This is a genomic window from Flavobacterium alvei, assembly GCF_002920895.1.
Classification (GTDB): domain Bacteria; phylum Bacteroidota; class Bacteroidia; order Flavobacteriales; family Flavobacteriaceae; genus Flavobacterium; species Flavobacterium alvei.
Genome location: NZ_PQVG01000004.1, coordinates 170,990 through 196,832 on the forward strand (window position 1 = coordinate 170,990; position 25,843 = coordinate 196,832).

A 25,843-nucleotide genomic window follows, 5' to 3' on the forward strand; every position below is an offset into this window, starting at 1 on the left:
AAAAGTTGAAAATTATTTTTTTGATTTTAAAATTCCTTTTCTCTGGCTTACTTTTGCTTCATAAGTATATTTTTAAGTACTTTTGATTAAATTTAATAAATAAAATGACCGAAAATTTAAAATTTGCCGTAATTGGTGGAGGAAGTTGGGCAACAGCAATTGCTAAAATGTTATGCGTAAACCTACCTGAAATAGCTTGGTATATGCGAAATGAAGATGCAATTGAACACATCAAAAAACACCATCACAACCCAAATTATCTAAGCTCAGTCGAATTTGACATTAAAAAACTAAAACTAACCAGCGACATCAATGAGGCCGTTGGCTATGCTGATTATATTATTTTTGCCATTCCCTCGGCTTTTTTGAATGGAGAACTAGAAAAACTTACCGAAAGTTTGGAAGGCAAAGTTGTTTTTTCGGCCATCAAAGGAATTGTTCCCGAAACGAGTTTAATTGTTGGCGAACATTTTAATACAACCTACAATATTCCATTCGATAATATTGGTGTAATTACAGGGCCTTGCCACGCCGAGGAAGTTGCGCTAGAACGTTTGTCCTATCTTACAATAGCTTGTGGCGATGCCAAAAAAGCCAAAATAATGGCCAAGAATTTATCTGGAAATTACATCAAAACCAAAATCTCTGACGATATTATTGGCACCGAATATGCCGCAATGCTCAAGAATATTTATGCCATTGCAGCAGGAATTGCCCACGGATTGGGCTATGGCGACAATTTTCAATCGGTTTTGATGAGTAACGGTATTCGTGAGATGAAAAAATTCATCAAAAAAGTACACAAAATGAAACGAAACATCAATGATTCGGCTTATTTGGGCGATTTATTGGTAACCGGATATTCCATTTTCTCTAGAAATAGAATGTTCGGAAATATGATTGGAAAAGGCTATACCGTAAAATCAGCTATGATGGAAATGAGTATGGTTGCCGAAGGCTATTATGCTGCCAAAAGTGCCTACAATCTCAATTTAGATTATGGTGCTCAAACACCTATTATCAATGCCGTTTACAGCATTTTATACGAAGGAAAATCGGCAAAATCAGTTTTTAAAAAACTAACTGATAAGTTAGATTAGTAACTAATGTGGTCAAAATACTTTTGAAGTAAAACAGACAATTCTTGTTTTTTAATTGGTTTAGAAATATAGCCGTTGCAGCCCGCATCAATTGTTTTTGATTTATCTCCTTCTAAAGCAAATGCGGTTTGTGCCAAAATAATTACCTCTTTATTAAATTTTCTAATTTCTTTAGTGGCTTCATATCCATTCATAAGTGGCATTTGCATGTCCATTAAAATCAAATCGATGTCTGGATTGTTGCGACAAATTTCTACCGCTTCTAGACCTGTTCGTGCCGTTAGTATTTCGCTACTAAATTCTTCAAGTACTTTCAAAATTAATATTCTGGAAATATTGTCGTCTTCAGTAACTAATATTTTTAAATTTTTTACTTCAATTGGAGCTGAATTTACTTCTAGCCCATTAGTAGAATTCTGGATTTCTTGATTACTGATGGTATAGGGAAGCGTAAAATAAAATGTAGAGCCTTTATCGGGTTCACTTTCTACCCAAATTTTGCCGCCCATTAAATCTACATAAGCTTTGGCTATGGCCAAACCTAATCCAGCACCTTGACGAGCCATTTTATCATTAAAATCGGCTTGAATAAAGCGTTCGAATACGGCTTTTTGTCTGTCTTTCGATATTCCGATTCCGGTATCTTTTACAAAAAACAGAATATTTTCACCTTGTATCTCATACCCAAATTCTATTGTTCCTTTGACGGTATATTTGATGGCGTTTTTAACTAAATTGATTAGAATGGCATAGAGTTTTTCTCGATCGGTAGTAATTGTTGATGCTTTTACGCCAGTATTTTTTTTCAAAATAAGTTGTATTCCTTTGTCTTGGGCTTCGGGATTGAAAAACGTGTTGATGTACTGCAATTGTTCGTCGATATTGGTAGTCGAAAGGCTAACGTTCATTTGTCCAGCTTCAATTTTTGAAACATCAACTATGTCATTGATAATACTAAGAAGTCGGAGACCACTTTTTTCAATGATTTCGATATACTTTTTTTGCTCCTCTAAACTTAGATTTCCTTGTTTCAGCAATTCGGCAAAGCCCATTATTCCATTCATTGGTGTTCTAATTTCGTGGCTCATATTGGCCAAAAAAGCTGATTTTAATTTGTCGCTTTCTTCTGCTTTTATCTTTGCTTTTTGTAATTCTATATTGATTGCTTTTAATTTTTCTTTTGATGTAATTAGCCTTTTATAGTTTTTATTCAGCGATTTATTCATTAGCTCATACTCCAAATTTTTATTTAACAAATCTGCACTTAATTGCTCGGCCATAATTTTTGCCTTTTTTTTGGTAATAAGTAAAGAATAGGACAATGCAAACATCAAAAGGCTTATTGTTGTACCGCCAATTAATATAAACAGTGTTTGAGATGAAAAAAAGAACATTCCTTCTGTAGGTCTTGAAAACACTAAAGTCCATTTTTTATTATTAAAAACTACAGGAAGAATTCGAGTTCTACTTTCTTCATTAGCGTTGTTTCTTGTCAAGTTTTTTTGACTGTCAAACAAGAGTGCTTTTTGTGAAATTATGCCTTCATCATAAATTTGTAAACGAATATGGGTTTGCTCATTAAAATACTTGGATGCCAAAAAACTATTCATTAAATCATCCATTCTAAAAGCACAAAAAACCCAGCCAATAATAGCTTTCCTTCGAGCTTCGACAGTATTTGTGAGCAGATTTTTGTAAACGGGAACAAATAGTATTGTTCCTGCCTGCCAATTTTTCTTAGTTTCTATGCGAAGCTTGACTTTTCCGGTTAGTGTTGGTTTATCATTATCTCTAGCCATTTGCATTGCTTCTCGTCTAACGGACTCGGAAAACATATCGTATCCCAAAACAGAGGCATTTTTTTTGGTAAAAGGCTCTAAGTAAATTATACCCGTAAAAAAATCTCTTGCTTGATTAGGAAAAACATTATATTCTGAAAATCCTTCTTTCCGAATAGTTGAAATATGTGCTTTGAGCTGGTTTTTTTTAATTATTGTAGCAAATCCTAAACTTTGAACTCCCATAAATTTCACATTTTCACTAGAAAATTTATTGAAATTTTTCCACTCTTCTCGCGTTACGCTTTCAGAAACTTCAAACAGTGACGAACCACTGATTAAAAACTCTGAATGCATATTGATTTGGGTAATTATTTTTGATTTAATCTCATTACATACTTGATCAAATTCCTTTTTTGACTGAGTTTCCTCTTCTTGTTTAACATAATTGAAAACCAAAAAAGTGGCTAGTAGTCCTCCCATTAGAATTAATGAAGAAATCCAAACATGCTTATAATTTCTTAAGGCACTTATATAAAAATATCTTGAATTTGACTTCTTCATTATTTGCTGAATTGTAAAACCTCTTGAAGATGCGGTTTTTTTATGAGATAAATTTATGTTTTTTTTTAAACACTTCATTAAATGTGAAAGCCAATAAAACAGCACAAATTAAGAAAAAAAAGCCAATAAAACAATCTATTAGATGACTTTATCTTATTTGCAAAAAGTATTTATAAACCTCTAAAATTAAAAATCTTAGTTTTTTGATTAATTCATGATGCCTATAACTTGAAGGTGCCAAATACATAAGCATCAAAATTCAACAACAAACGAAGTCAAATATAAAACTCCATTTTCGTATTTTTGCGCCAAATTATTCATATGAAAGCCTTTCTTTATCAATATCGAAAATTCTTTGGAGTATTGTTGGTCTTTTCCATCATTGTGATTTCCTTGTTTTATTCAGCATTGAAACCCAAAAAATCATTACCTATATACAATCCATCGGATGTAAATCCAGAATTGGTAGATACAACTGTTCAATACATTAGCAAATACCACAAAATTGCCGATTTTTCGTTTACCAACCAAAACGGCAAAACCATTACCCAAAAAGATTATGAAGGCAAGATTTATGTGGCCGATTTTTTCTTCACCACCTGCAAATCTATTTGCCCGAAAATGACAACTAATTTGGTCGATGTTCAAAAAGCATTTCTGGATAATCCAAAAGTAAAATTGCTGTCGTTTACGGTAATGCCGGACATTGACAGCGTTTCAGTTTTGAAAGACTACGCACAAATAAATGGTGTGATTGACACAAAATGGAACTTAGTAACTGGCGACAAAAAAGCGATTTATACCATGGCTCGAAAATCCTATTTGGCCGTAAAACAAGGAAAACCTGAAGAGCTTTATGATATGGTTCATACCGAAAATTTTGTGCTTGTTGACTCCAAAAAACGAGTTCGTGGCTTTTATGACGGAACCAAAAAAGAGGAAATTCAAAAACTAATTGAAGATATAAATTGGCTTTTGGAGGACGAAAAAAAGTAGTTTTTTATGATTTAAATTTTAGTAAGAAGTACATTTCCAAAATTTGAAATTACTATTTAATACAGTTTCTTTTTTGATAGTGATTGTATTTAAATTCGAGTTGTCATAGAAATTCTTTGGCATTACTACATAAGTATTTACGGGCAATTCAATCGCCAATACTCCATTTTTCACATTTGAATGAATACTATTTAATTTTAGTTGTTCGAAATTGCCAGTACCTAAATTATCTAAATCAGCTTTAATTATAAAATAAATTTCTCCATTATAATTGGTATATATTCTAGCACTTTCATTAATTACTGGCATACAATCCCCCTCACCATATTTAATAGTTCCATAAACACCTGTAGTTATATTGGTTTTTGGATTCTCGTTGTTTTCGCAACTTGTGATAGAAAATGAAGTAATTATTACTAAAATAAAAATTAGTGGTTTCATATTGTAATTGTTTGAAATTTTAATTTGTAAAATATAATTTCTGACTTAAAACTAAGTAAATTTACAAAAAAACATTACAAAATGTTATCTAAACAATTATCTTTTTTGAATTATTGTCCTTTTAAAGAACTCAAATCAGTAAACTAAAACTAACCGTTTGTGCTTGGCAAGTATTTCTGAGTCGGCTAAAACAGGGTTTATTGCGTTAAAAACACTAGCAAAAATTCAAACCTGACAATTATCATTAAATATTCTTTTTTTTACTGTACTTTTGTAATCTAAAATCAATCTAAATAAGAGTTTGAAAACTACGATTGCCAACTTACGAAAAGGAGAAAAAGCCATCATCAAAGATTTTGACGCTGATATTATTCCGTTAAAATTATTAGAAATGGGTTGTTTGCCCGGAAACACGGTTCAATTACTTCAAATTGCTCCTTTTGGCGATCCTTTGTATTTAAATGTCAATGGCTCACATCTTGCCATTCGCATCGAAACTGCTCGTGAAATTGAAGTAGATTGTATTACAAAATAACTTTAAATGACCAAGCAAAATATCAATGTCGCTTTAATTGGAAACCCAAATACTGGAAAAACTTCGGTTTTTAACCAACTTACTGGCCTGAATCAACAAGTAGGAAATTATCCTGGAATTACGGTCGAAAAGAAAGTTGGTTTTTGCAAATTAGCTCATAATATCAATGCAAATGTAATCGATTTGCCAGGAACCTATAGTCTTAATGCCAGCTCAGCTGACGAAAGTGTGGTGATTGAACTTTTGCTCAACAAAAACGACAAACTCTTTCCCGATGTGATTGTGGTAGTTTCGGAAGTAGAGAATTTGAAACGAAATTTACTGCTTTTTACCCAAATAAAAGACCTTGAGATTCCAACTATTCTAGTCATTAATATGATAGATCGTATGAAACTCAAAGGAATTTCGCTAGACATTCCATTTCTTGAAGAACATCTAAAAACCAAAATTGTATTAGTAAGTTCTCGAAAAAATATTGGAATTGAAGAACTAAAAACTGCAATCACAACCTACAAAACCATTACAACAGAAGCTTGTTTGAATGCTTCTTCTATTGATGATGACTATTTCAATACACTTCGAAAAACGTTCCCTAATCAGTCTTTGTACAAACTTTGGCTAGTGATTACACAAGATGTGAATTTTGCAGATTTAAACAGAAAAACACTTGAAAACGAATCGTTTACAAAAAGCAAATCCGAACTCAAAAAATTACAACAAAAAGAAACCATCAAGCGTTACCAATTTATAAATGACACTTTAAAAACAGGCCTAAATATAGATTCTTCAATAGCCACCGATTTCAGAAGCAAACTAGATCGCATTCTCACCCATAAAGTTTGGGGTTATCTGATATTCTTTGTCATTTTATTCGGAATTTTTCAATCCATCTTCGAATGGTCAAAAATTCCAATGGATTTCATTGATAGTAGTTTTGCCAGTTTAAGCACTGCAGCAAGCGAAAATATGCCTCCAGGAGCTTTTACTAATTTAATTGCTCAAGGAATTATCCCTGGAATTGGCGGAATTTTGATGTTTATTCCACAAATTACCTTTCTGTTTTTGTTCATATCCATCCTCGAAGAAAGTGGCTATATGAGCCGAGTAGTGTTTTTGATGGACAAGATTATGCGCCGATTTGGACTTTCAGGCAAAAGTGTTGTTCCCTTAATTTCAGGAACTGCCTGTGCCATTCCAGCCATTATGGCAACCCGAAATATCGAAAACTGGAAAGAACGATTAATCACAATTTTAGTAACACCACTCACTACTTGTTCGGCACGATTACCTGTTTATGCTATAATAATTGGATTGGTTATTCCCGATAAATATCTATTAGGCATATTGAATTTACAAGGATTGACCTTAATGTTGTTATATCTTATTGGTTTTGGAATGGCAATTCTTTCGGCTTATATTCTTAATAAAGTACTACAACTCAATTGCAAAACTTTTTTTGTGGTCGAAATGCCCAATTACAAATTGCCCATGTTCAAAAACGTGATGATAACCGTGGTCGAAAAAACCAAAGCTTTTGTATTTGGAGCAGGGAAAATTATCTTGGCAATATCAGTAGTTTTATGGTTTTTGGCTTCCAATGGGCCAAGTAAAGATTTCAGAAATGCCGAAACAATTATTACTTCAAAAACCGAAAATGCAACCCTTTCTAAAGTTGAAATAGAAAACAAAATTGCCGCTTACAAACTCGAAAAATCATACATTGGATTAATGGGAAAAACCATCGAACCAGCTATTTCGCCTTTGGGTTACGATTGGAAAATTGGTGTTGCTATCATTAGTTCATTTGCTGCAAGAGAAGTTTTTGTGGGAACATTAGCCACGATTTATAGTGTTGGTGGTAGCGACAATGACAACACGATTCGAAACCGAATGAAAGAAGAAATTAATCCTGAAACGGATCAGAAAATATTTAATTTTGCCTCAGGAATTTCGTTATTATTGTTTTATGCCTTTGCGATGCAATGTATTAGTACTTTAGCCGTTACAAAAAAAGAAACCAACAGTTGGAAATGGCCTTTAGGACAATTGGTTTTTATGAGTAGTTTTGCCTATATTGTAGCCTTAATTGCTTATCAATTATTAAAATAATCGCAATGATTCAAGATATTTTAACATACCTCACCTTAGCATTTGCAATTGTTTTTTTGGTTAAAAAATTCTTTTTCAAAAAGAAAAAAACCAACAAAAACTGTGGCGAAGACTGTAATTGTCAGTAATCTACTTTCACAAAAAGATTATTAGCTATTTTATTCGAAATCGTTAATTCTGTTGTTTCGTTTACTCTTATTTTTGTAGATAAATCGAAGCTTTCTTTGGCCAGAATTTCAATTTTTGAACCCAAAGCAATGGCTTGTTTGTCTAAATATTTCAAAAATTCGGCCGAAGAATCTTTTACTCCCACACAAATTCCGATTTGATTTATAGCCAAATCCGAAAGCAATTGTTTATCCGTTTTGGCCATTCTTCCCTGAGCATCTGGAATGGGATCGCCGTGTGGATCTTCGGTTGGATTGCCCAAAAAATCATCCAATTTATTGATGAGTTGCTCAGATTTGATATGTTCTAATTGTTCGGCAATATCATGAACCTCATCCCAAGCAAAATTTAATTTATCTACTAAAAAAACTTCCCACAAACGATGTTTCCTTACAATCATTTTGGCCGAAAGTAATCCTTTATTGGTCAAAGAAACGCCTTGGTATTTTTTGTAATTCACTAAATCTTTTTCGGCCAATTTTTTGAGCATATCTGTCACTGAGGAAGCTTTGGTTTCCATCATTTCGGCAATAGCATTAGTGCTCACATCGGCATCAGTAACCGTTGTAAGATGATAAATAGCTTTTAAATAATTTTCTTCTGATAAAGTCATTTGATTTTAGATTACAGATTTTAGATTTTTAAAATCTTAATACTTGATTCTTTTTTACTTAATATTTCTTTCTAATTTTTTACAATAAACAATGGAATCGAAATTTTGTGTCGCAACTTGTCAACGGTGGTTCCAAAAATCAAATCCTTGAATCCAGTGTGACCGTGAGTTCCCATTACTAAAACATCAAAATTGCCTTTGTTGATGATTTCAGGAATCACTTTATTGGGCTTGCCATACCCTAATTTTGTCTTTACTGTAAAGCCTTTATGCGAAAGTATTGCCTTGTATTCTGCCAATAATTTTGCATCAATTAGGGTTTCGTGATCTTCAATATTTTTACCATAAACCATTGCCCCCACTGTTTCTACCACGTGAATCAAGGTATATTTTGCCTCTATTCCGCCCAATTCAAAAGCACTGTTTATGGCAATAGTATCGGCCGAGGAGAAATCTACAGCAATTGCGATTTTCTTTGTATTGTAGGTTCCAATTTTAGAAAATTGAAGATTTAAATTGTGTGGCGAATGATTTTGAAATTCCTGTTTTGCTTTGGTTATAAACGGTTTGAAAACGATATACAATAACAAAATCAGAAATCCAAAAGCTAATGGAACGACCGTAAGCCACAACACGATTGGGTTTTCTGAAGTTTCGAGCCAGCCAACAATTTCGTTAAAAACCAATTTAGCATTCAAAGAAACAATAATGGTGGCAATAATCCAAGCAGCAACTTGAGTGATTTTAGAAATATGAAATCCTTTCATTTTGGTTTTATCACTCACAAAATGAATGAGTGGAATAATGGCAAAACCGAGTTGCAAACTCAAAATCACCTGACTTAAAATCAATAATTTCCCCGTTACGCTTTCGCCATAAATTAAAATCACAACTACCGCAGGCACAATGGCAATCAATCGGGTAATAATTCTTCGCACCCAAGGTTGCATTCTAAAGTTCAAATAGCCTTCCATCACAATTTGTCCAGCCAAAGTTCCTGTAATGGTAGAACTTTGTCCTGACGCAATCAAGGCAACTGCGAATAAAATGGGTGCCCATTTTGTTCCTAAAAGTGGCTGCAAGAACTGATGTGCATCCTGAATTTCGGCTACTTCAAAATAACCGTTTTTATAAAATGTGGCTGCCGCCAAAATTAAAATAGCAGCGTTCACAAAAAATGCCAAATTCAAAGCAATAGTCGAATCGATGAAATTGTATTTCAAAGCTTGTTTAATTCCATCTGGAGTTCTGTCAAATTTTCGGGTTTGTACCAATGAAGAATGCAAATATAAATTGTGAGGCATAACCGTTGCACCTATGATTCCGATGGCAATATACAAAGCAGTTTCCGTTGGAATGGATGGAATCAAACCATAAACGACTTTGTCTAATTCGGGCTGGGCAAAAATCATTTCGAAAACGAAAGAAAACCCAATAATAGCGACCAATACAATAATAAAAGCTTCCATTTTTCGGATGCCTTTATTGATTAAAAAAAGCAGTAAAAATGTATCTAAAACAGTGATTAAAACCCCTTCGATAAGCGGAATATCAAACAATAAATTAATTCCGATTGCCATTCCTAGAACTTCAGCCAGATCGCAGGCAGCAATAGCAATTTCGGCCAAAAAATATAAAATATAATTAATAGGTTTCGAATAGGTTTCTCTTGAAGCTTGCGCCAAATCGCGCTGAGTCACGATTCCTAATCTGGCGCTTAAACTTTGCAAAAGCAATGCCATCATATTACTCATCAACAAAACCCAAAGCAAAGAATAGCCAAACTGACTTCCTCCCGCAATATCAGTAGCCCAGTTTCCGGGATCCATATAGCCTACACTGACCAAATAAGCAGGCCCAAAAAAGGCTAATATTTTTCTGAAAATGGAAGTTTTATTTTGTGTCTGAACCGATTGATTGACCTCTTCTAATGATTTGCTCATAGCTGAAATTGAATTGTTAAGGCAAATATATACAAATAAATTTTGTTTGGGTAATTATTTTTTTAGCTTTGTCTAAAATTTAATTTACTCAAATGAAATATATATTTTTACTTATATCATTCTTTTCAATTAACCTATTGTTTTCACAAAACACAATTCCAAAAACAGAAAATGATTCTATTGAAAAGAAAGACAATCAAAATGAACTAAACGAAGTTGTGGTTTCGGGGACTTTAAAACCCATAAGAAGACTCGAAAGTGCCGTTCCTGTTGAAGTTTATTCTCCTGTTTTCTTCAAAAAAAATCCAACCGCCAGTATTTATGAAGCTTTGCAAAATGTAAACGGAGTACGACCTCAGCTCAACTGTGGCGTTTGCAACACAGGCGACATTCACATCAACGGATTGGAAGGGCCTTATACATCGGTAATGATCGATGGAATGCCAATTGTGAGCAGTTTATCAACTGTTTATGGATTGTCTGGAATTCCGAATTCTTTGGTCGAACGAATCGAAATTGTGAAAGGCCCAGCTTCCTCTTTATACGGAAGTGAAGCTGTGGGCGGATTAATCAACATTATCACCAAAAATCCAAATAATGCTCCCCTATATTCTGCCGATGTTTTTACAACTTCTTGGCTAGAAACCAATGCTGATATTGGCGGAAAATTTAATATTGGCAAAAAAGCCACTTCATTATTGGGGTTGAATTATTACAATTACAATCAAACTATTGACAACGACAATGATAGTTTTACCGATGTAACGGCTCAAAACAGGATTTCGGTTTTTAATAAATTGAATTTTTCTCGAAACCAAAACCGATTATTCACGATTGCCGTTCGCGGAATGTACGAAGATCGTTGGGGTGGCGATGTACGTTGGGAGAAAAAATACCGTGGTGGCAATGAAATTTATGGCGAAAGTATTTATACCAAACGAGGCGAGCTGATAGGAAGTTATCAATTGCCCACCACCGAAAAACTGATGCTTTCCTTTTCGGGAACAGCGCATTTTCAGGACAGCCACTACGGAACGACTTCGTATATTGCCAATCAAAAAATTGGTTTTGCCCAACTAACTTGGGACAAGAAAATTCAAAACAACGATTTATTGGCTGGAATTGCTTCTCGCTATACCTATTATGACGACAACACAACAGCCACCGCTATTTTAACCGAAAACAATCCTGAAAAAACCTGGCTTCCTGGGATATTTCTTCAGGACGAAATTACTTTTAGCGAAAAACACAAAGTCCTTTTAGGCATTCGATACGATTACAATTCCATTCACGGAAACATTTTCACGCCAAGATTTGCCTATAAAGTAAAATTCAACAACAATAATATCCTTCGATTGAATGCTGGAACAGGTTTTAGAGTAGTCAATCTGTTTACTGAAGATCACGCTGCCTTAACTGGTTCGCGTGAAGTGGTAATTGCCGAAAATTTAGACCCCGAAAAATCCATCAATGCCAATCTGAATTACATCAAGAAAATCTATTTGGACAATGGCACATTTTTAGGCATTGAAACTACTGCTTTCTACACCCGATTCAGCAACAAAATTGTATCCGATTATGAAATTGATCCCAATAAAATCATTTATGACAACATTGATGGTTATGCTTTGAGCCAAGGGATTAGCTGTAATACGGATATTAATTTCACGAATGGATTAAAATTTATTTTGGGAGCGACTTATATGGATGTTTCCAATGTGGAAAACGGCATTAAAACAAGACCGCTTTTGACCGAAAATTTCACAGGAACTTGGACAGTTTCTTATAAAATAGACAAAATAAAAACCATAATTGATTATACTGGAAATGTGTACAGCCCGATGAAATTGCCTTTACTAAGCGAAACCGATCCAAGAAATCCAAATTCGCCTTGGTACAGTCTGCAGAACATTCAATTTACCTATTCAGGCTGGAAGAATTTCGAACTCTACGCTGGCATCAAAAACCTGCTAAATTTTACGCCCAAACGAAATAATCCGTTCTTGATTTCTAGAACCGAAGATCCATTCGACAAAAATGTACAATATGATTCGAATGGAAAAGTATTGGTAACTCCTGATAATCCGTATGGTTTAACCTTTGACACGACTTATGTTTATGGTCCTAATCAGGGGATTCGAGGTTTTTTTGGGTTGCGGTATAATTTTTATTAAACTACTTAAAAGCATAGCCGCTGATTCACAGATTTTCAAAAATTATTTTTAATCTGCAAATCTGTGGCTAAAAAAATTAAATGAAAAAAAGTCTTTATATATTATTCATTTTCTTCTGGACAATGCCATCTGGTTTTGCCCAATTGAAAACCCATACTTTTGAAGAAGCCGAAAAACTTTCTAAAGAAAATCCAAAACCATTTGTGATTTTTATTAATACCTCTTGGTGTAATTACTGCAAAATGATGGAGAATTCCACTTTCAAAAACCCTGAAATCATTAGTCTTTTAAATTCAGATTTCTACTTCATTTCATTGGATGCCGAAAGTAAATCAGACATTCATTTCAATAATCATACTTTTAAATTTCAACCCAAAGGACAAAATACTGGAATCCACGAACTCGCTACACAGTTAGCAACTATCGATTCGCAAGTAGTGTATCCAACACTTACTGTTTTACAATCGGATTTTTCGATAGTTTTTCAAAAGCATTCTTTTTTGAAGGCGAAAGAGTTAATCATAATTCTGGAAAAATTAAAATAACTGTATCCTTATCAAACTATAACAAAACTTTATAATTCAAACTTATATCTTGATTTGAAACTTCGTAACTTTGCAACTTATCAAACAATAATCTTAAAATTAAAAAATATGTATCCACAAGAAATGGTATTGCCAATGCAAGCTGAATTAACTTCAGTAGGTTTTCAAGATTTACATAATGCCGATGCAGTAAATGATGCAATAAAAGCCGAAGGAACTACATTGGTGGTGGTGAATTCAGTTTGCGGTTGTGCAGCTAGAAATGCACGTCCAGGAGCAGCAATGAGTTTAGAAGGTGCCAAAAAACCAGATCATTTAGTGACTGTTTTTGCAGGAGTTGACAAAGAAGCGGTTAATGCTGCAAGAGAACATATGTTTCCTTTTCCTCCATCTTCACCAAGTATTGCCTTGTTCAAAAACGGAGAATTGGTTCACATGCTAGAACGTCATCATATCGAGGGTCGTCCTGCCGAATTAATTGCAGACAATTTGAAAGACGCTTTCAACGAGTATTGCTAAACTTTTTTGGCTCAAAATTTATCAAAAGCACTATTTATTTAGTGCTTTTTGCGTTTAAATAATTACCATCCATCAATAGCCCCTATTGAACTCATTCTGAGCTCTTCTTGTTCGTTGCAATTTCTAGATAAATTAGCTACTTTTGCAAAAATATTTCTCATCTTAAACCTGTTTATAGCATGCAACTGTACAACACTTTAAGCGCAGAGGAAAGGACTGTTATGATTGACGATGCTGGAAAGCAACGTCTCACCTTGTCTTTTTATGCCTATGCGCAAATTCAAAATCCAACCCAATTTCGTAACGATTTATTTCTAGCTTGGAATCCGCTTGAGGTTTTAGGTCGAATTTATGTTGCCCACGAAGGCATTAATGCTCAATTATCATTGCCCGCAGATAATTTCTATGCGTTCAAAGACACTGTCGAAGCTTATGATTTTATGAAGGGAATGCGATTGAATATTGCCGTAGAGCACGATGATCATTCGTTTTTGAAATTGACCATAAAAGTGCGTGACAAGATTGTTGCCGACGGTTTAAACGACGCTACTTTTGACGTAACCAATATCGGAATTCATTTAAAAGCTAAAGAATTTAATGAAATTTTAGAAAATCCAGACACTATCGTAGTCGATTTTAGAAATCACTATGAAAGCGAAATTGGCTATTTCAAAGGAGCTATCACACCCGATGTAGATACTTTTAGAGAATCTTTGCCCATCATAAACGAGCAGCTAAAGGATTTCAAAGAAGATAAAAACTTAGTGATGTATTGCACAGGAGGAATCCGTTGTGAGAAAGCTTCGGCCTATTTTAAACACCAAGGTTTTAAAAATGTGTACCAACTTGAAGGCGGCATCATCAATTATGCCAAACAAATCAAGGAAGAAAATCTGGAAAGCAAATTCATTGGTAAAAACTTCGTTTTCGATCACCGTCTGGGCGAAAGAATTACAGACGATATCGTTTCGCAATGCCATCAATGTGGTGCACCTTGCGATGTTCATACCAATTGTTTGAACGAAGGCTGTCATTTACTTTTTATTCAATGTGAGTCTTGCAAAGAAAAAATGCACGGCTGCTGTTCAACCGAATGTGTGACTGTAATTCATCTCCCAGAAGAGGAACAAAAAGCCATTCGAAGAGGCGTTAAAAACGGAAACAAAATCTTCAAAAAAGGAAAATCGGATGTTTTGACTTTCAAAAACAACCAAGATCCTTTGGCGAATGTTCCAAATTTAAGCGAACTCATAAAATCAAAACCGCTCCTTAAAAAAGAGCCAAAAATAAAAAAACAATACCTCGGAAAAGGCACTCACTTTTTTCCAAAAACTAATATTGCTCAATTTTTAATCGAAGAAAACCAAATTAATATTGGCGATTCCATTCTAATCAAAGGTGCTACAACTGGCGAAGAAATGTTGATTGTCGAAAAAATGTTGGTCAATGATGTCGAATCTCAAAAAGCTGTTTCTGGTGAAATGGTGACTTTTAAAGTTCCTTTTAGAATTCGATTATCGGATAAATTATATAAAATTTTAAACTAGTTTTTAAAGAAATTCACCCATCATCTTTGTGAAATTTTGAACTTTGACAAAGATTTACATCCTATAAAATGACAACAAATAACAAAATAGAATTAATGGCTCCGGCCGGAAACTTCGAATCCTTGCAAGCTGGTTTAGACAATGGTGCCGATTCCGTGTATTTTGGAGTAGAGCAATTGAATATGCGCGCCCGAGCAACAGTAAATTTCACAATGGATGATTTGAAGGAAATTGCTCGTCGCTGTGAAGAAAAAAACGTTCGAAGTTATTTGACTTTAAACACCATTATTTACGATCACGATTTGTCGGTTGTAAAAACATTGTTAAACAAAGCCAAAGAAGCCAATATTACGGCAGTAATTGCTTCAGACCAAGCCGTGATTGCAATGGCAAGAGGCATTGGAATGGAAGTTCATATTTCGACCCAATTGAATATTACCAATATCGAAACCATAAAATTCTACAGCCTTTTTGCAGATACAATGGTTTTGAGTCGAGAATTGAGCCTTCGCCAAGTGAAAAACATCACCGAACAAATCATAAAAGAAGACATAAAAGGCCCTAACGGAAAATTAGTAGAAATAGAAATTTTTGGTCACGGTGCCTTGTGTATGGCCGTTTCTGGAAAATGCTATTTGAGTTTACATTCCGACAATTCATCGGCCAATCGTGGAGCTTGCAAGCAAAATTGCCGCAAAAAATACACCGTTATCGACCAAGAAACGGGTTTCGAAATTGAAGTAGATAACGAATATTTATTGTCGCCAAAAGATTTATGCACGCTAGATTTCTTAGATCAAGTGATTGATTCCGGCATTCAAGTTTTGAAAATTGAAGGTCGTGGTCGTGCACCAGAATATGTGGCAACCGTAGTAAAAACCTACCGCGAAGCGATTGACAGTTATTACGAAGGCAGTTTTTCGAAAGAAAAAATAGCGGTTTGGATGGAAGCTTTAAGCACAGTTTACAATCGTGGATTTTGGTCTGGCTATTATTTAGGCCAAGAATTGGGCGAATGGAGCGATGTTTCAGGATCAATGGCAACACAAAAGAAAGTGTATGTGGGCAAAGGAACTCACTTTTTCCCAAAAGCAGAAATTGGACAGTTTAAAATTGAAGCCTATGACATTCAAATTGGAGACAAGATATTAGTCACAGGACCAAGCACAGGAGCACAAGAAATGGTTATCGAGGAAATGTTTGTAAATGATGTTACGGCAGAGAAAGCCTCTAAAGGCGACGATTGCACCTTAAAATTACCTTTCAGAATCCGAATGTCTGACAAATTATATAAAATCGTGGAAGCCTAATGGTTATTGTAACACTGCAAAGAGCCAAATGTATTGGGTGCAATTATTGCGTAGAAATGGCACCCGTTCAATTTCAAATGTCTAAAAAAGACGGGAAATCGGTATTGATAAAAAGTGTCAATGCCAAAGGTTTTTTTACCTTAAAATCGCCCGACCACACTATAACCGAAAGCTGTGAATTGGCTGCCAAAGCTTGTCCTGTGAAGATAATTTCGGTAAAGGAAACCTAATCTAATTTATTGTATAAAAAAAACCTCTAATTCTGTAAAAAAGAAATTAGAGGTTTTTTGTTTTCAAAAACTTGAAACCTTAAACTTTAAACTTTAAACTAAAAATAATATCTTTACCGATTAAAACGTTTAAGAACTTAAATTGCGTCTATCGCAATACTACATATAAAATTATGGCATGTACAAGTTGTTCAACCTCTGATGGCGGTGCACCAAAGGGTTGTAAAAATAATGGGACTTGCGGCACCGATAGCTGCAACAAATTGACGGTTTTTGACTGGCTTTCTAATATGAGTTTACCTAACGGAGAAGCGCCTTTTGACTGTGTAGAAGTCCGTTTTAAAAACGGAAGAAAAGAATTTTTTCGCAATACAGAAAAATTAACGCTAAGCATAGGAGACATTGTCGCTACCGAAGCATCTCCTGGACATGACATCGGAATTGTTACCCTAACAGGCGAATTGGTTCGCATTCAAATGAAGAAAAAAGGAGTCAATTCTTCTAATACAGATGTTCCTAAAGTATATAGAAAAGCATCACAAAGAGACATCGATATTTGGTCTATTGCTCGCGATAGAGAAGAACCGATGAAAGTTCGTGCTCGTGAATTGGCCATTTCTCAAAAACTAGAAATGAAAATTTCTGATATCGAATTTCAAGGCGATGGTTCTAAAGCTACTTTTTATTACACAGCCAACGACAGAGTCGATTTCAGACTTTTAATCAAAGACTTTGCGAAAGAATTTAGCACCAGAGTCGAGATGAAACAAGTAGGTTTGCGTCAAGAAGCAGCTCGTTTGGGCGGCATTGGTTCTTGCGGAAGAGAATTGTGTTGTTCTACTTGGCTAACCGATTTTAGAAGCGTAAACACCTCTGCGGCACGCTACCAACAATTGTCCTTGAATCCACAAAAACTGGCTGGACAATGCGGAAAATTAAAATGCTGCTTGAATTACGAACTCGACACTTACATGGATGCTCTAAAAGGGTTTCCGGACTTTGACACTAAATTAGTAACTGAAAAAGGCGATGCCATTTGCCAAAAACAAGATATTTTCAAAGGATTGATGTGGTTTGCTTATACCAATGATTTTGCCAATTGGCATGTTTTAAAAATAGATCAAGTAAAAGAAATTGTTGCCGAAAACAAACTCAAAAACAAAGTAGCTTCACTCGAAGACTTTGCCATAGTAATTGTTCAAGAGCCTGAAAAACATTTTAATAACGCAATGGGTCAGGAAAGTTTAACCCGTTTTGATCAGCCTAAGAAAAAGAAAAAACCAAATAAAAAACGTAAAAACGGCGAAAATTTAATTGTTGCTAATAATAACAATGTTAATGCTAATACAAATAGCAATACTACTAGCAAACCTAACAACAATAATAAACCTAATAACAACAGGCCTAATAACAACAACAGACCCAATAACAACAAGCCTAAACCCAATAACAACAATAACACTAACGAGAAAAAACCTGTAGTTGCGAGAAAACCTATAATTATTACTAAAAATGAGAATAAGGAATAGCGCAATATTGCTTTTAGTTGTAATTCTCTTTTTTTCGTGCGACAAAAAAAGAGTTTTCGACGAATACAAATCCGTAGGAACAGCTTGGCACAAAGACAGTATTGTTTCATTTAATTTACCCGAATTAGATTCGACAAAACGATACAATCTTTTTGTAACTTTGAGAGACAACAACAACTATCCGTTCAACAATCTGTTTTTGATTGTGGGCCTCGAAATGCCCAATGGATTTACAAAAGTAGATACACTTGAGTACGAAATGGCCAATCCAGACGGATCTCTTATGGGAGAAGGATTTTCAGACATCAAGGAAAACAAACTTTTTTATAAAGAAAAAGTTCGCTTTAGAGGAAAATACAAAGTCAACATCAAACAAGCAGTTCGCGAAAACGGAAAAGTTCCAGGTGTAACCGCTTTAGAAGGAATCACAGAAGTAGGTTTTAGAATAGAAAAAATAGATTAAAAAAATATGGCTACTCAAAAGAAAAATATTCAGACAAAAAATATTGAAAAAGACATCACCTACTATAAAAAGAAATTTTGGAAAGTTTTCTTTTATGGCCTTGGAGGATTATTATTATTTTTCCTATTTGCCTCTTGGGGACTTTTTGGGTCTATGCCTTCGTTTGAGGATTTAGAAAATCCCGATTCTAATTTGGCCACCGAAATCATCTCGTCTGATGGAGTGATTTTAGGTAAATATTTCGAAAAAAACAGGTCGCAATTAAAATATTCTGACTTACCTAAAAATCTGGTAGATGCACTGGTAGCAACTGAAGACGAACGTTTTTATGAACATTCAGGAATTGATGGACGAGGAACATTAAGAGCCATTGCCAGTTTAGGAACAAGTGGCGGAGCGAGTACGCTAACCCAACAATTAGCCAAACAATTATTCCACGGCGAAGGTTCAAAATTCTTGCCTTTTCGAATCGTTCAAAAAATCAAAGAATGGATTATCGCCATCAGATTAGAAAGACAATACACCAAAAACGAAATCATTGCCATGTATTGCAATGTCTATGATTTTGGAAACTATTCTGTTGGAGTAAGTTCGGCAGCCCAAACCTATTTTTCAAAAGCACCCAAAGATTTAACCATAGACGAATCGGCAATTTTGGTCGGAATGTTCAAAAATTCAGGTTTATACAACCCTGTAAAAAATCCACAAGGAGTTAAAAACCGAAGAAATGTAGTGCTTTCGCAAATGGAAAAAGGAGGTATCATTACCCAAGGTCAAAAAGAAAAACTTCAAGCATTACCAATCACTCTGCATTTCAAACTAGAAAGCCACCGCGAAGGAACAGCTACTTATTTCAGAGAATATTTGCGTGAATACATGAAAAAATGGATGGAAACCAACAAAAAAGCCGATGGATCCGATTATAACATCTACAAAGACGGTTTAAAAATCTACACCACCATCGATTCTAGAATGCAATTACATGCCGAAGAAGCCGTTGCCAAACATATGGAAAACCTGCAAGAACAGTTTTTTGAAGAAGCTAAAACCAATAAGAATGCACCATTCGTAAACATTACCGAGGCCGAAACCCAACGCATACTCAAACAAGCCATGAAAGCTTCCTACCGATGGACAGTGATGTCCGAAATGGAAAAATCCGAAGAAGATATAATAGCCTCGTTCAGCAAAAAAACAAAAATGAAAGTCTTCACTTGGAAAGGCGAAAGAGACACCATTATGACTCCTTTAGACTCCATCCGATATTACAAACACTTTTTGCAATCGGGTTTAATGGCTATGGAACCACAAACGGGTAACATCAAAGCTTGGGTGGGTGGAATCAATTACAAATATTTTCAATACGATCACGTAGGTCAAGGTGCACGACAAGTAGGCTCTACATTCAAACCATTTGTGTATGCAACCGCAATCGAACAACTAGGAATGTCTCCCTGTGATACCATCCTCGATGGACCGTTTATGATTCGAAAAGGACGTCATCACGTAACCGAAGATTGGGAACCAAGAAATTCTAACAATCAATACCGTGGCATGGTTACTTTGAAACAAGGATTAGCCAATTCTATCAACACCATTTCGGCCAAATTAATAGACAAAACGGGACCTGAAGCCGTAATCGAATTAACCCATAAATTAGGCGTAAAATCTGATATTCCAGCTCAGCCTTCTATCGCATTAGGCGCTGTTGACATTACCGTAGAAGACATGGTGGCAGCTTACGGAACCTTTGCCAACCAAGGTGTTTATGTAAAACCTCAATTCATTTCTCGAATCGAAGACAAAAGTGGCGTTGTAATCTACGAACCCATTCCAGAATCTCACGATGTATTGAACAAAGATATCGCATTTGCCGTAATCAAATTACTCGAAGGCGTTACTGAAAGTGGTTCAGGAGCTAGATTAAGAACACAAGGTGGCGGTAGTGGAGACAATCGCTGGACAGGATATCCGTATATGTTTACCAATCCAATTGCTGGAAAAACAGGAACAACTCAAAACCAGTCGGATGGTTGGTTTATGGGAATGGTTCCTAACTTAGTTACTGGAGTTTGGGTAGGTTGCGAAGACCGTTCGGCACGTTTCAAAAGCTTGACTTATGGACAAGGAGCAACAGCCGCATTACCCGTTTGGGGTTATTTTATGAAACTTTGTTACGAAGATGAAAACCTCAAAGTTTCCAAAGAAGAATTCGATAGACCTGCCAATCTTTCTATAAAGGTAGATTGTTACACCCGCCCAAAAGTTGTAAAAGACACCACAGCCGTTGAACAAGAAACCGAAGAATTCGATTTATAGTTTCTAGGAGCTGTTTCCTGCTGTACACTGTATCTTTTGTGGCGAACCCCGCCACAAAAGGATGCCGTTCCCATCAGGGCTAGGGCATTTGTTTCTAAATATAAACGAAGTATCTATGAAAAGAATAGCTGTTTTTTGGATTTTATTGATGAGTTTAACAATGACTTGCCAAACAAAAAATAGTCAGGACAAAGAGACTCTTGTTCCTGAATTCAACAAAATACTAGACAGTTTAAAAGTTAAAGGGTCAATTTTAATCTACTCCTTTACAGATAAAACGTATTATTCCAATGATTTTTCTTGGGCAAAAACCGGAATTATTCCCGCATCCACATTTAAAATTCCAAATTCTATTATTGCACTTGAAACCGGTGTAATAAAGAATGAGTCCGATGTTTTTAAATGGAACGGAGAAAAAAGATGGAATAAAAAATGGGAACAAGATTTAACTTTCAAAGATGCATTTCAGGTTTCTTGTGTTCCTTGTTATCAGGAAATAGCGCGAAAAATTGGTGTCGAAAGAATGAAAAACTATCTCAATAAACTCAATTATAAAGAAATGGTTTTTGACAACACAACCATCGATGTTTTTTGGCTTGATGGAAAATCCAAAATATCCCAAACCCAACAAATTCAGTTTCTAAAAAAATTCTATTTTTCAGAATTGCCTATTTCAAAAAGAACCGAATCAATAGTGAAAAGCATAATGCTAATTGAGAAAACAGATGAATATACCCTAAGCGGAAAAACAGGTTTGTCAGCAAAAAACGATTTGTATAATGGTTGGTTTGTTGGTTATTTTGAAGTAAAAAACAAAGTTTATTTCTTTGCTACAAATCTAGAACCTATGAAAAAGGAAGCCGCCAATGAAGACTTTTACTCAGCTAGAATCAATGCAACAAAACAAGCCTTTAAAAACCTTAATTTTTTGAAATAAACGTTTTTAATTGTTTAAATTAGTGGTTAATTATGATCAACAAAAAAGTTAACAACGTACAAGAAGCACTCGAAGGAATCGAAAACGGAATGACCTTAATGCTGGGCGGTTTCGGATTGTGTGGCATTCCCGAAAACTCCATCGCCGAACTCGTCAAAAAAGGAACCAAGGATTTGACCTGCATTTCCAACAATGCCGGTGTTGATAATTTTGGATTGGGACTGCTTTTACAAAAACACCAAATCAAGAAAATGATTTCTTCCTATGTGGGAGAAAATGCCGAATTCGAACGCCAAATGCTTTCCGGCGAACTCGAGGTAGAACTTATTCCGCAAGGAACTTTAGCCGAACGTTGTCGTGCAGCCCAAACTGGAATTCCCGCTTTTTTCACACCTGCAGGTTTCGGAACCGAAGTCGCCATTGGTAAAGAAACCCGCGAATTCAATGGAAAAATGCACGTAATGGAATTGGCTTTCAAAGCTGATTTTGCCATTATAAAAGCTTGGAAAGGCGACACGGCAGGAAACCTCATCTTCAAAGGAACCGCTCGAAACTTCAATCCGTGTATGGCTGGAGCTGCCAAAATCACTATCGCCGAAGTAGAAGAACTGGTAGAAGCAGGAACGCTTGACCCCAACCAAATTCACATTCCCGGAATTTTTGTTCAGCGCATTTTTCAAGGAGAGAAATACGAAAAGCGGATTGAGAAGAGGACTGTTCGAGAAAGAAAATAGTTTGTTGTTAGCTTAGAAAAACCAATAATATATGAAACACTTTTTTTTATCAATGATTCTTTGCATTATAGGAAACATTGCTCTTGGTCAAAATGGTCCAAAAGAAATGTCTCCAGAAATTTTAAAAAAAATAAAAGCAGAAGTAGAAGCCCAAATCCCTAAACTAAAACTAAAGCTTTCAAAACAAGAATTAAATGCTGATGAAATAGAATTCAAAATAGATACATTCCGAATAGAAACAATAGCTTCCAAACGAATGGAAATTGATTATTCAACAACAGGAATGAATATAACAGTTGATGAATTGACTACTTCCTACGACAAGTTAATGAACAAGTATTATGGCAAACTTATGAAATTGCTTAAACCCGAAGACAAAAAAATTCTTATTACAGCGCAAAAAGCCTGGTTGGTATTTCGTGATGCTGAACTCAAATTAATTGGAACTATGACTGATGATCAATATTCAGGAGGCGGAACAATTCAATCAAATATTCGAATGGGTCAATATTCATCTTTAGTAGTTGAAAGAACAATAGATATTTTTAATTATTATAGCAGAATTCTTAAAGATGAATAATGCCAGCCACTACAGCTACAACAATGGATTTGAGTTAGCTTGATAAAAAAATAATTTTTTTAATCAACAAAAACTTAAATGACCTTCTATTACTTTTAAAGTTCAAAATCTTAATTTATCTTAATGGTTTAAAAATTAAAAATATGCTAACAAAAGAAGACATCGCCAAACGCATCGCCAAAGAAGTCAAGGATAAATACTTTGTAAACCTCGGAATTGGCATTCCAACTTTGGTAGCCAATTATATCCCAAAAGGAATTGAAGTGGAATTTCAGAGTGAAAACGGCGTTTTGGGAATGGGTCCTTTCCCTTTTGAAGGCGAAGAAGACGCTGATTTAATCAACGCCGGAAAACAAACCATCACGACTTTGGAAGGTGCTTCTTTCTTTGACTCGGCAACCAGTTTCGGAATGATTCGTGGACAACACGTCGATTTGACAATTCTTGGTGCTATGGAAGTGGCCGAAAACGGCGATATTGCCAACTGGAAAATCCCCGAAAAAATGGTCAAAGGAATGGGCGGCGCGATGGATTTGGTCGCTTCAGCCGAGAATATTATCGTGGCAATGATGCACGTGAACAAAGCGGGAGAAAGCAAAATTCTCAAAAAATGTACTTTGCCTTTAACAGGCGTTGGCTGCGTGAAAAAAGTCGTAACCGAATTGGCCGTTCTCGAACTGACTCCAAAAGGTTTTAAACTATTGGAACGTGCGCCTGGTATTTCTGTAGAACATATTATGGCTTCCACCGAAGCTGAATTAATTATCGATGGAGAAATTCCGGAAATGGTGATTGATTAACAACACTTTTCCATAAGTGGTTCTATACTTTCTTAAACTACCGCAACAATTACCCATTTTACCTAAATAATTTTATTGAAAACCCTAACAATCATACTTTTGAAACAATAATTTCACTATGAAAAAAACAGTTTCTTTTTATGCTATGCATTTATGTATTTGTTTGGCATTTATGATTTTACCTTATTTGCTTACTGCTTCAGGGAGTGTTTTTAGTTTGCCAGATTTATCGGGTAGTGGACACGACAGACTGTACTTTTTTACCTATTTTACGTTATTGATTTTCTTCTATTTAAACTATTATTATTTAATTCCTAAAGTCTATTTTTCTAATGAAAGAGTAGTGTACTTTTTTCTCATCATCTTGTTTTTTTTATTTTTTCTTTGGATGTCTGTTTTTTTCGATAATCCGGAGCGTAATTTTTTGGATTTTAGACCTGTATTTTCCTTTAAAGAAGATTTTCGGCCACCAACACACGGAAATTTTTCCCCTTCCAAACATTTTAATCCTAAACCAATGGGAGGCCCACATTCTCAATACGGACACACAATATTAGTTTATTTAATCGGTGTTGTTACTAGTTTGTTGATTGCCATTAATATTCGTTTGCAAAAGGTGGAGAAAGACAAAATGAAATCGGAATTGTCTTTTTTGAAAGCACAAATTAATCCTCATTTTTTGTTCAATACCTTGAATAGTATTTATTCATTAGCCATAAAAAAAGACGATAAAACTGCCGATGCCGTGGTACAATTATCCGAATTAATGCGCTACATTATTACCAATGCCAACGATGATGTTATTGCTTTAGAAAAAGAAATCAATTACATTAACAATTTTGTAGAACTTCAAAAAACACGTTTGGGCAATACGGTTAATGTAGAATATAATGTAGAAGGAAATCCTTATGGCAAGAGTATCACACCACTCATTTTAATTTCGTTTATAGAAAACGCCTTCAAGCACGGGGTAAATCCCAATCAGGATTCAGAAATTGTTATTAAAATTGATATTGTAAATAATTTTTTGACTTTATTTGTTTCCAATCATAAAGTAGAAAATCTACAATCGGATGGAGGTATTGGATTGCAAAATACTATAGAAAGATTGACCCTTTTGTATCCCGATAATCACGAATTAAAAATTGACGACAGTCCAAAAAAATATACTGTAACTTTAACCCTAAAAGTAGGATGATAAAAGCAATTGCACTAGATGACGAACCGCCAGCACTGGATGTTTTAGAAAGTTTTTGCGACAAAATTGATGTTATCGACTTGCAAAAAAAGTTTACTAAATCGGATGATGCTTTCAAATATTTGAAAAAATATCCGGTAGATTTATTGTTTTTAGATATCAATATGCCTTCTATTTCGGGAATTGATTTTTATAAAAAACTGCCACATAAAACGATGGTCATTTTTACAACTGCTTATTCTGAATATGCTGTGGAAGGATTTACGTTGAGTGCGACCGATTATCTTCTGAAACCTTTTTCATTCTCCCGATTTCAGCAGGCGGTAGAAAAAGCCTATTCACAATGGAAAATTCAAAATCAAAATCCCGAACAAAACTACCTTTTTATTCGGGCAGATTACAGTTTGATTAAAATTCTAATTTCGGATATATTGTTCATCGAAGGACTGGATGATTACTTGAAAATTCATATTCAAAACCAAAAAACAATTGTCGCCAGAATGACTTTGAAAGCAATATTGGAAAAACTCCCAGCGACTGAATTTGCACGGGTACATCGATCGTTTATAGTTCCTATTTCTAAAATAGAAAAAGTTCGAAATAAAATCATCTTCATTCAGGAAGAAGAGATTCCAGTAAGCGCCAGTTATGAAACTGCTTTTTTTACTTTACTCAACAAGGATTAATTTTTATTGTTAAAAAATTACAAAT

23 protein-coding genes are annotated in these 25,843 nt (G+C 34.9%); 19 read left to right on the top strand and 4 right to left on the bottom strand.

From position 1 onward, the window contains the following. The first annotated feature begins 104 nt into the window (after positions 1-104). Complete coding sequence (locus tag C3L50_RS08215; RefSeq protein ID WP_103805693.1) at positions 105-1,100, top strand: NAD(P)H-dependent glycerol-3-phosphate dehydrogenase; 996 nt, start codon at positions 105-107, stop codon at positions 1,098-1,100. Here C3L50_RS08215 and C3L50_RS08220 read toward each other — a convergent pair. After that, positions 1,097-3,442, bottom strand: a complete 2,346-nt coding sequence (locus C3L50_RS08220; RefSeq protein WP_165783990.1) for a CHASE domain-containing protein — start codon at positions 3,440-3,442, stop codon at positions 1,097-1,099. The two genes, C3L50_RS08215 and C3L50_RS08220, sit on opposite strands and share 4 nt — an antisense overlap. 321 nt (positions 3,443-3,763) lie before the next feature. Between C3L50_RS08220 and C3L50_RS08225 the strand changes: the two genes are divergently transcribed. Then, on the top strand, positions 3,764-4,438 hold the full coding sequence (locus tag C3L50_RS08225; RefSeq protein ID WP_103805695.1) for an SCO family protein: 675 nt from the start codon (positions 3,764-3,766) through the stop codon (positions 4,436-4,438). Between the two features lie 18 nt (positions 4,439-4,456). Here C3L50_RS08225 and C3L50_RS08230 read toward each other — a convergent pair whose 3' ends face one another. Then, positions 4,457-4,879: a hypothetical protein gene (locus tag C3L50_RS08230; protein WP_103805696.1), complete on the bottom strand. Its 423-nt coding sequence runs from the start codon at positions 4,877-4,879 to the stop codon at positions 4,457-4,459. A gap of 301 nt (positions 4,880-5,180) precedes the next feature. Here C3L50_RS08230 and C3L50_RS08235 point away from each other — a divergent pair, with 301 nt between their 5' ends. Both C3L50_RS08235 and feoB read left to right on the top strand, forming a co-directional pair. Continuing rightward, on the top strand, positions 5,181-5,414 hold the full coding sequence (locus C3L50_RS08235; RefSeq protein ID WP_103805697.1) for a FeoA family protein: 234 nt from the start codon (positions 5,181-5,183) through the stop codon (positions 5,412-5,414). A 6-nt stretch (positions 5,415-5,420) separates the two neighbouring features. Next, positions 5,421-7,523 (top strand): ferrous iron transport protein B, encoded by a 2,103-nt coding sequence (gene feoB, locus C3L50_RS08240; protein WP_103805698.1) that lies wholly within the window; start codon positions 5,421-5,423, stop codon positions 7,521-7,523. 121 nt (positions 7,524-7,644) lie between these two features. Here feoB and C3L50_RS08250 read toward each other — a convergent pair whose 3' ends face one another. Beyond that, the gene (locus C3L50_RS08250; protein ID WP_103805700.1) at positions 7,645-8,304 is read right to left on the bottom strand and encodes a metal-dependent transcriptional regulator; all 660 of its coding nucleotides are present in this window, start codon (positions 8,302-8,304) and stop codon (positions 7,645-7,647) included. Positions 8,305-8,375: 71 nt separating this feature from the next. After that, on the bottom strand, positions 8,376-10,247 hold the full coding sequence (locus C3L50_RS08255) for an Nramp family divalent metal transporter (RefSeq protein WP_103805701.1): 1,872 nt from the start codon (positions 10,245-10,247) through the stop codon (positions 8,376-8,378). Between the two features lie 92 nt (positions 10,248-10,339). On the opposite strand from C3L50_RS08255, the gene C3L50_RS08260 reads away from it, so the two are divergent. The 15 genes from C3L50_RS08260 to C3L50_RS08330 all read left to right on the top strand — a co-directional run bounded on the left by C3L50_RS08260 (position 10,340) and on the right by C3L50_RS08330 (position 25,818). Continuing rightward, entirely contained in the window at positions 10,340-12,421 is a 2,082-nt protein-coding gene (locus C3L50_RS08260; protein WP_103805702.1) for a TonB-dependent receptor plug domain-containing protein, read from the top strand. An 80-nt stretch (positions 12,422-12,501) separates the two neighbouring features. Then, a complete protein-coding gene (locus C3L50_RS08265; protein WP_103805703.1) occupies positions 12,502-12,966 on the top strand; it encodes a thioredoxin family protein in 465 nt (154 codons plus the stop codon). A gap of 108 nt (positions 12,967-13,074) precedes the next feature. Then, the gene (locus C3L50_RS08270) at positions 13,075-13,485 is read left to right on the top strand and encodes a BrxA/BrxB family bacilliredoxin (protein ID WP_103805704.1); all 411 of its coding nucleotides are present in this window, start codon (positions 13,075-13,077) and stop codon (positions 13,483-13,485) included. Positions 13,486-13,664: 179 nt separating this feature from the next. Next, complete coding sequence (trhO, locus tag C3L50_RS08275; protein WP_103805705.1) at positions 13,665-15,032, top strand: oxygen-dependent tRNA uridine(34) hydroxylase TrhO; 1,368 nt, start codon at positions 13,665-13,667, stop codon at positions 15,030-15,032. 68 nt (positions 15,033-15,100) lie between these two features. Continuing rightward, positions 15,101-16,342 carry a peptidase U32 family protein gene (locus C3L50_RS08280; protein ID WP_103805706.1) on the top strand — a complete coding sequence of 414 codons (1,242 nt, stop codon included), beginning with the start codon at positions 15,101-15,103 and terminating at the stop codon, positions 16,340-16,342. Beyond that, positions 16,342-16,572 carry a ferredoxin gene (locus C3L50_RS08285; RefSeq protein ID WP_103805707.1) on the top strand — a complete coding sequence of 77 codons (231 nt, stop codon included), beginning with the start codon at positions 16,342-16,344 and terminating at the stop codon, positions 16,570-16,572. The genes C3L50_RS08280 and C3L50_RS08285 overlap by 1 nt, the downstream gene beginning before the upstream one ends. Before the next feature lie 173 nt (positions 16,573-16,745). Further along, the gene (locus C3L50_RS08290) at positions 16,746-18,101 is read left to right on the top strand and encodes a PSP1 domain-containing protein (protein ID WP_103805708.1); all 1,356 of its coding nucleotides are present in this window, start codon (positions 16,746-16,748) and stop codon (positions 18,099-18,101) included. Further along, positions 18,085-18,564 (top strand): gliding motility lipoprotein GldH, encoded by a 480-nt coding sequence (locus tag C3L50_RS08295; RefSeq protein ID WP_103805709.1) that lies wholly within the window; start codon positions 18,085-18,087, stop codon positions 18,562-18,564. Before C3L50_RS08290 ends, C3L50_RS08295 begins: the two co-directional genes overlap by 17 nt. Positions 18,565-18,570: 6 nt before the next feature. Then, a complete protein-coding gene (locus C3L50_RS08300; RefSeq protein ID WP_103805710.1) occupies positions 18,571-20,883 on the top strand; it encodes a penicillin-binding protein 1A in 2,313 nt (770 codons plus the stop codon). Positions 20,884-20,998: 115 nt separating this feature from the next. Continuing rightward, positions 20,999-21,820 (top strand): class D beta-lactamase, encoded by an 822-nt coding sequence (blaOXA, locus tag C3L50_RS08305; protein WP_103805711.1) that lies wholly within the window; start codon positions 20,999-21,001, stop codon positions 21,818-21,820. A gap of 32 nt (positions 21,821-21,852) precedes the next feature. After that, the gene (locus tag C3L50_RS08310; RefSeq protein WP_103805712.1) at positions 21,853-22,554 is read left to right on the top strand and encodes a CoA transferase subunit A; all 702 of its coding nucleotides are present in this window, start codon (positions 21,853-21,855) and stop codon (positions 22,552-22,554) included. A gap of 31 nt (positions 22,555-22,585) precedes the next feature. Further along, positions 22,586-23,134 carry a lysozyme inhibitor LprI family protein gene (locus C3L50_RS08315; RefSeq protein ID WP_103805713.1) on the top strand — a complete coding sequence of 183 codons (549 nt, stop codon included), beginning with the start codon at positions 22,586-22,588 and terminating at the stop codon, positions 23,132-23,134. Between the two features lie 143 nt (positions 23,135-23,277). Continuing rightward, on the top strand, positions 23,278-23,934 hold the full coding sequence (locus C3L50_RS08320; protein ID WP_103805714.1) for a CoA transferase subunit B: 657 nt from the start codon (positions 23,278-23,280) through the stop codon (positions 23,932-23,934). Positions 23,935-24,052: 118 nt separating this feature from the next. After that, the gene (locus C3L50_RS08325; RefSeq protein WP_103805715.1) at positions 24,053-25,132 is read left to right on the top strand and encodes a sensor histidine kinase; all 1,080 of its coding nucleotides are present in this window, start codon (positions 24,053-24,055) and stop codon (positions 25,130-25,132) included. Beyond that, positions 25,129-25,818 (top strand): LytR/AlgR family response regulator transcription factor, encoded by a 690-nt coding sequence (locus C3L50_RS08330; RefSeq protein WP_103805716.1) that lies wholly within the window; start codon positions 25,129-25,131, stop codon positions 25,816-25,818. Before C3L50_RS08325 ends, C3L50_RS08330 begins: the two co-directional genes overlap by 4 nt. Positions 25,819-25,843 lie beyond the last annotated feature (25 nt).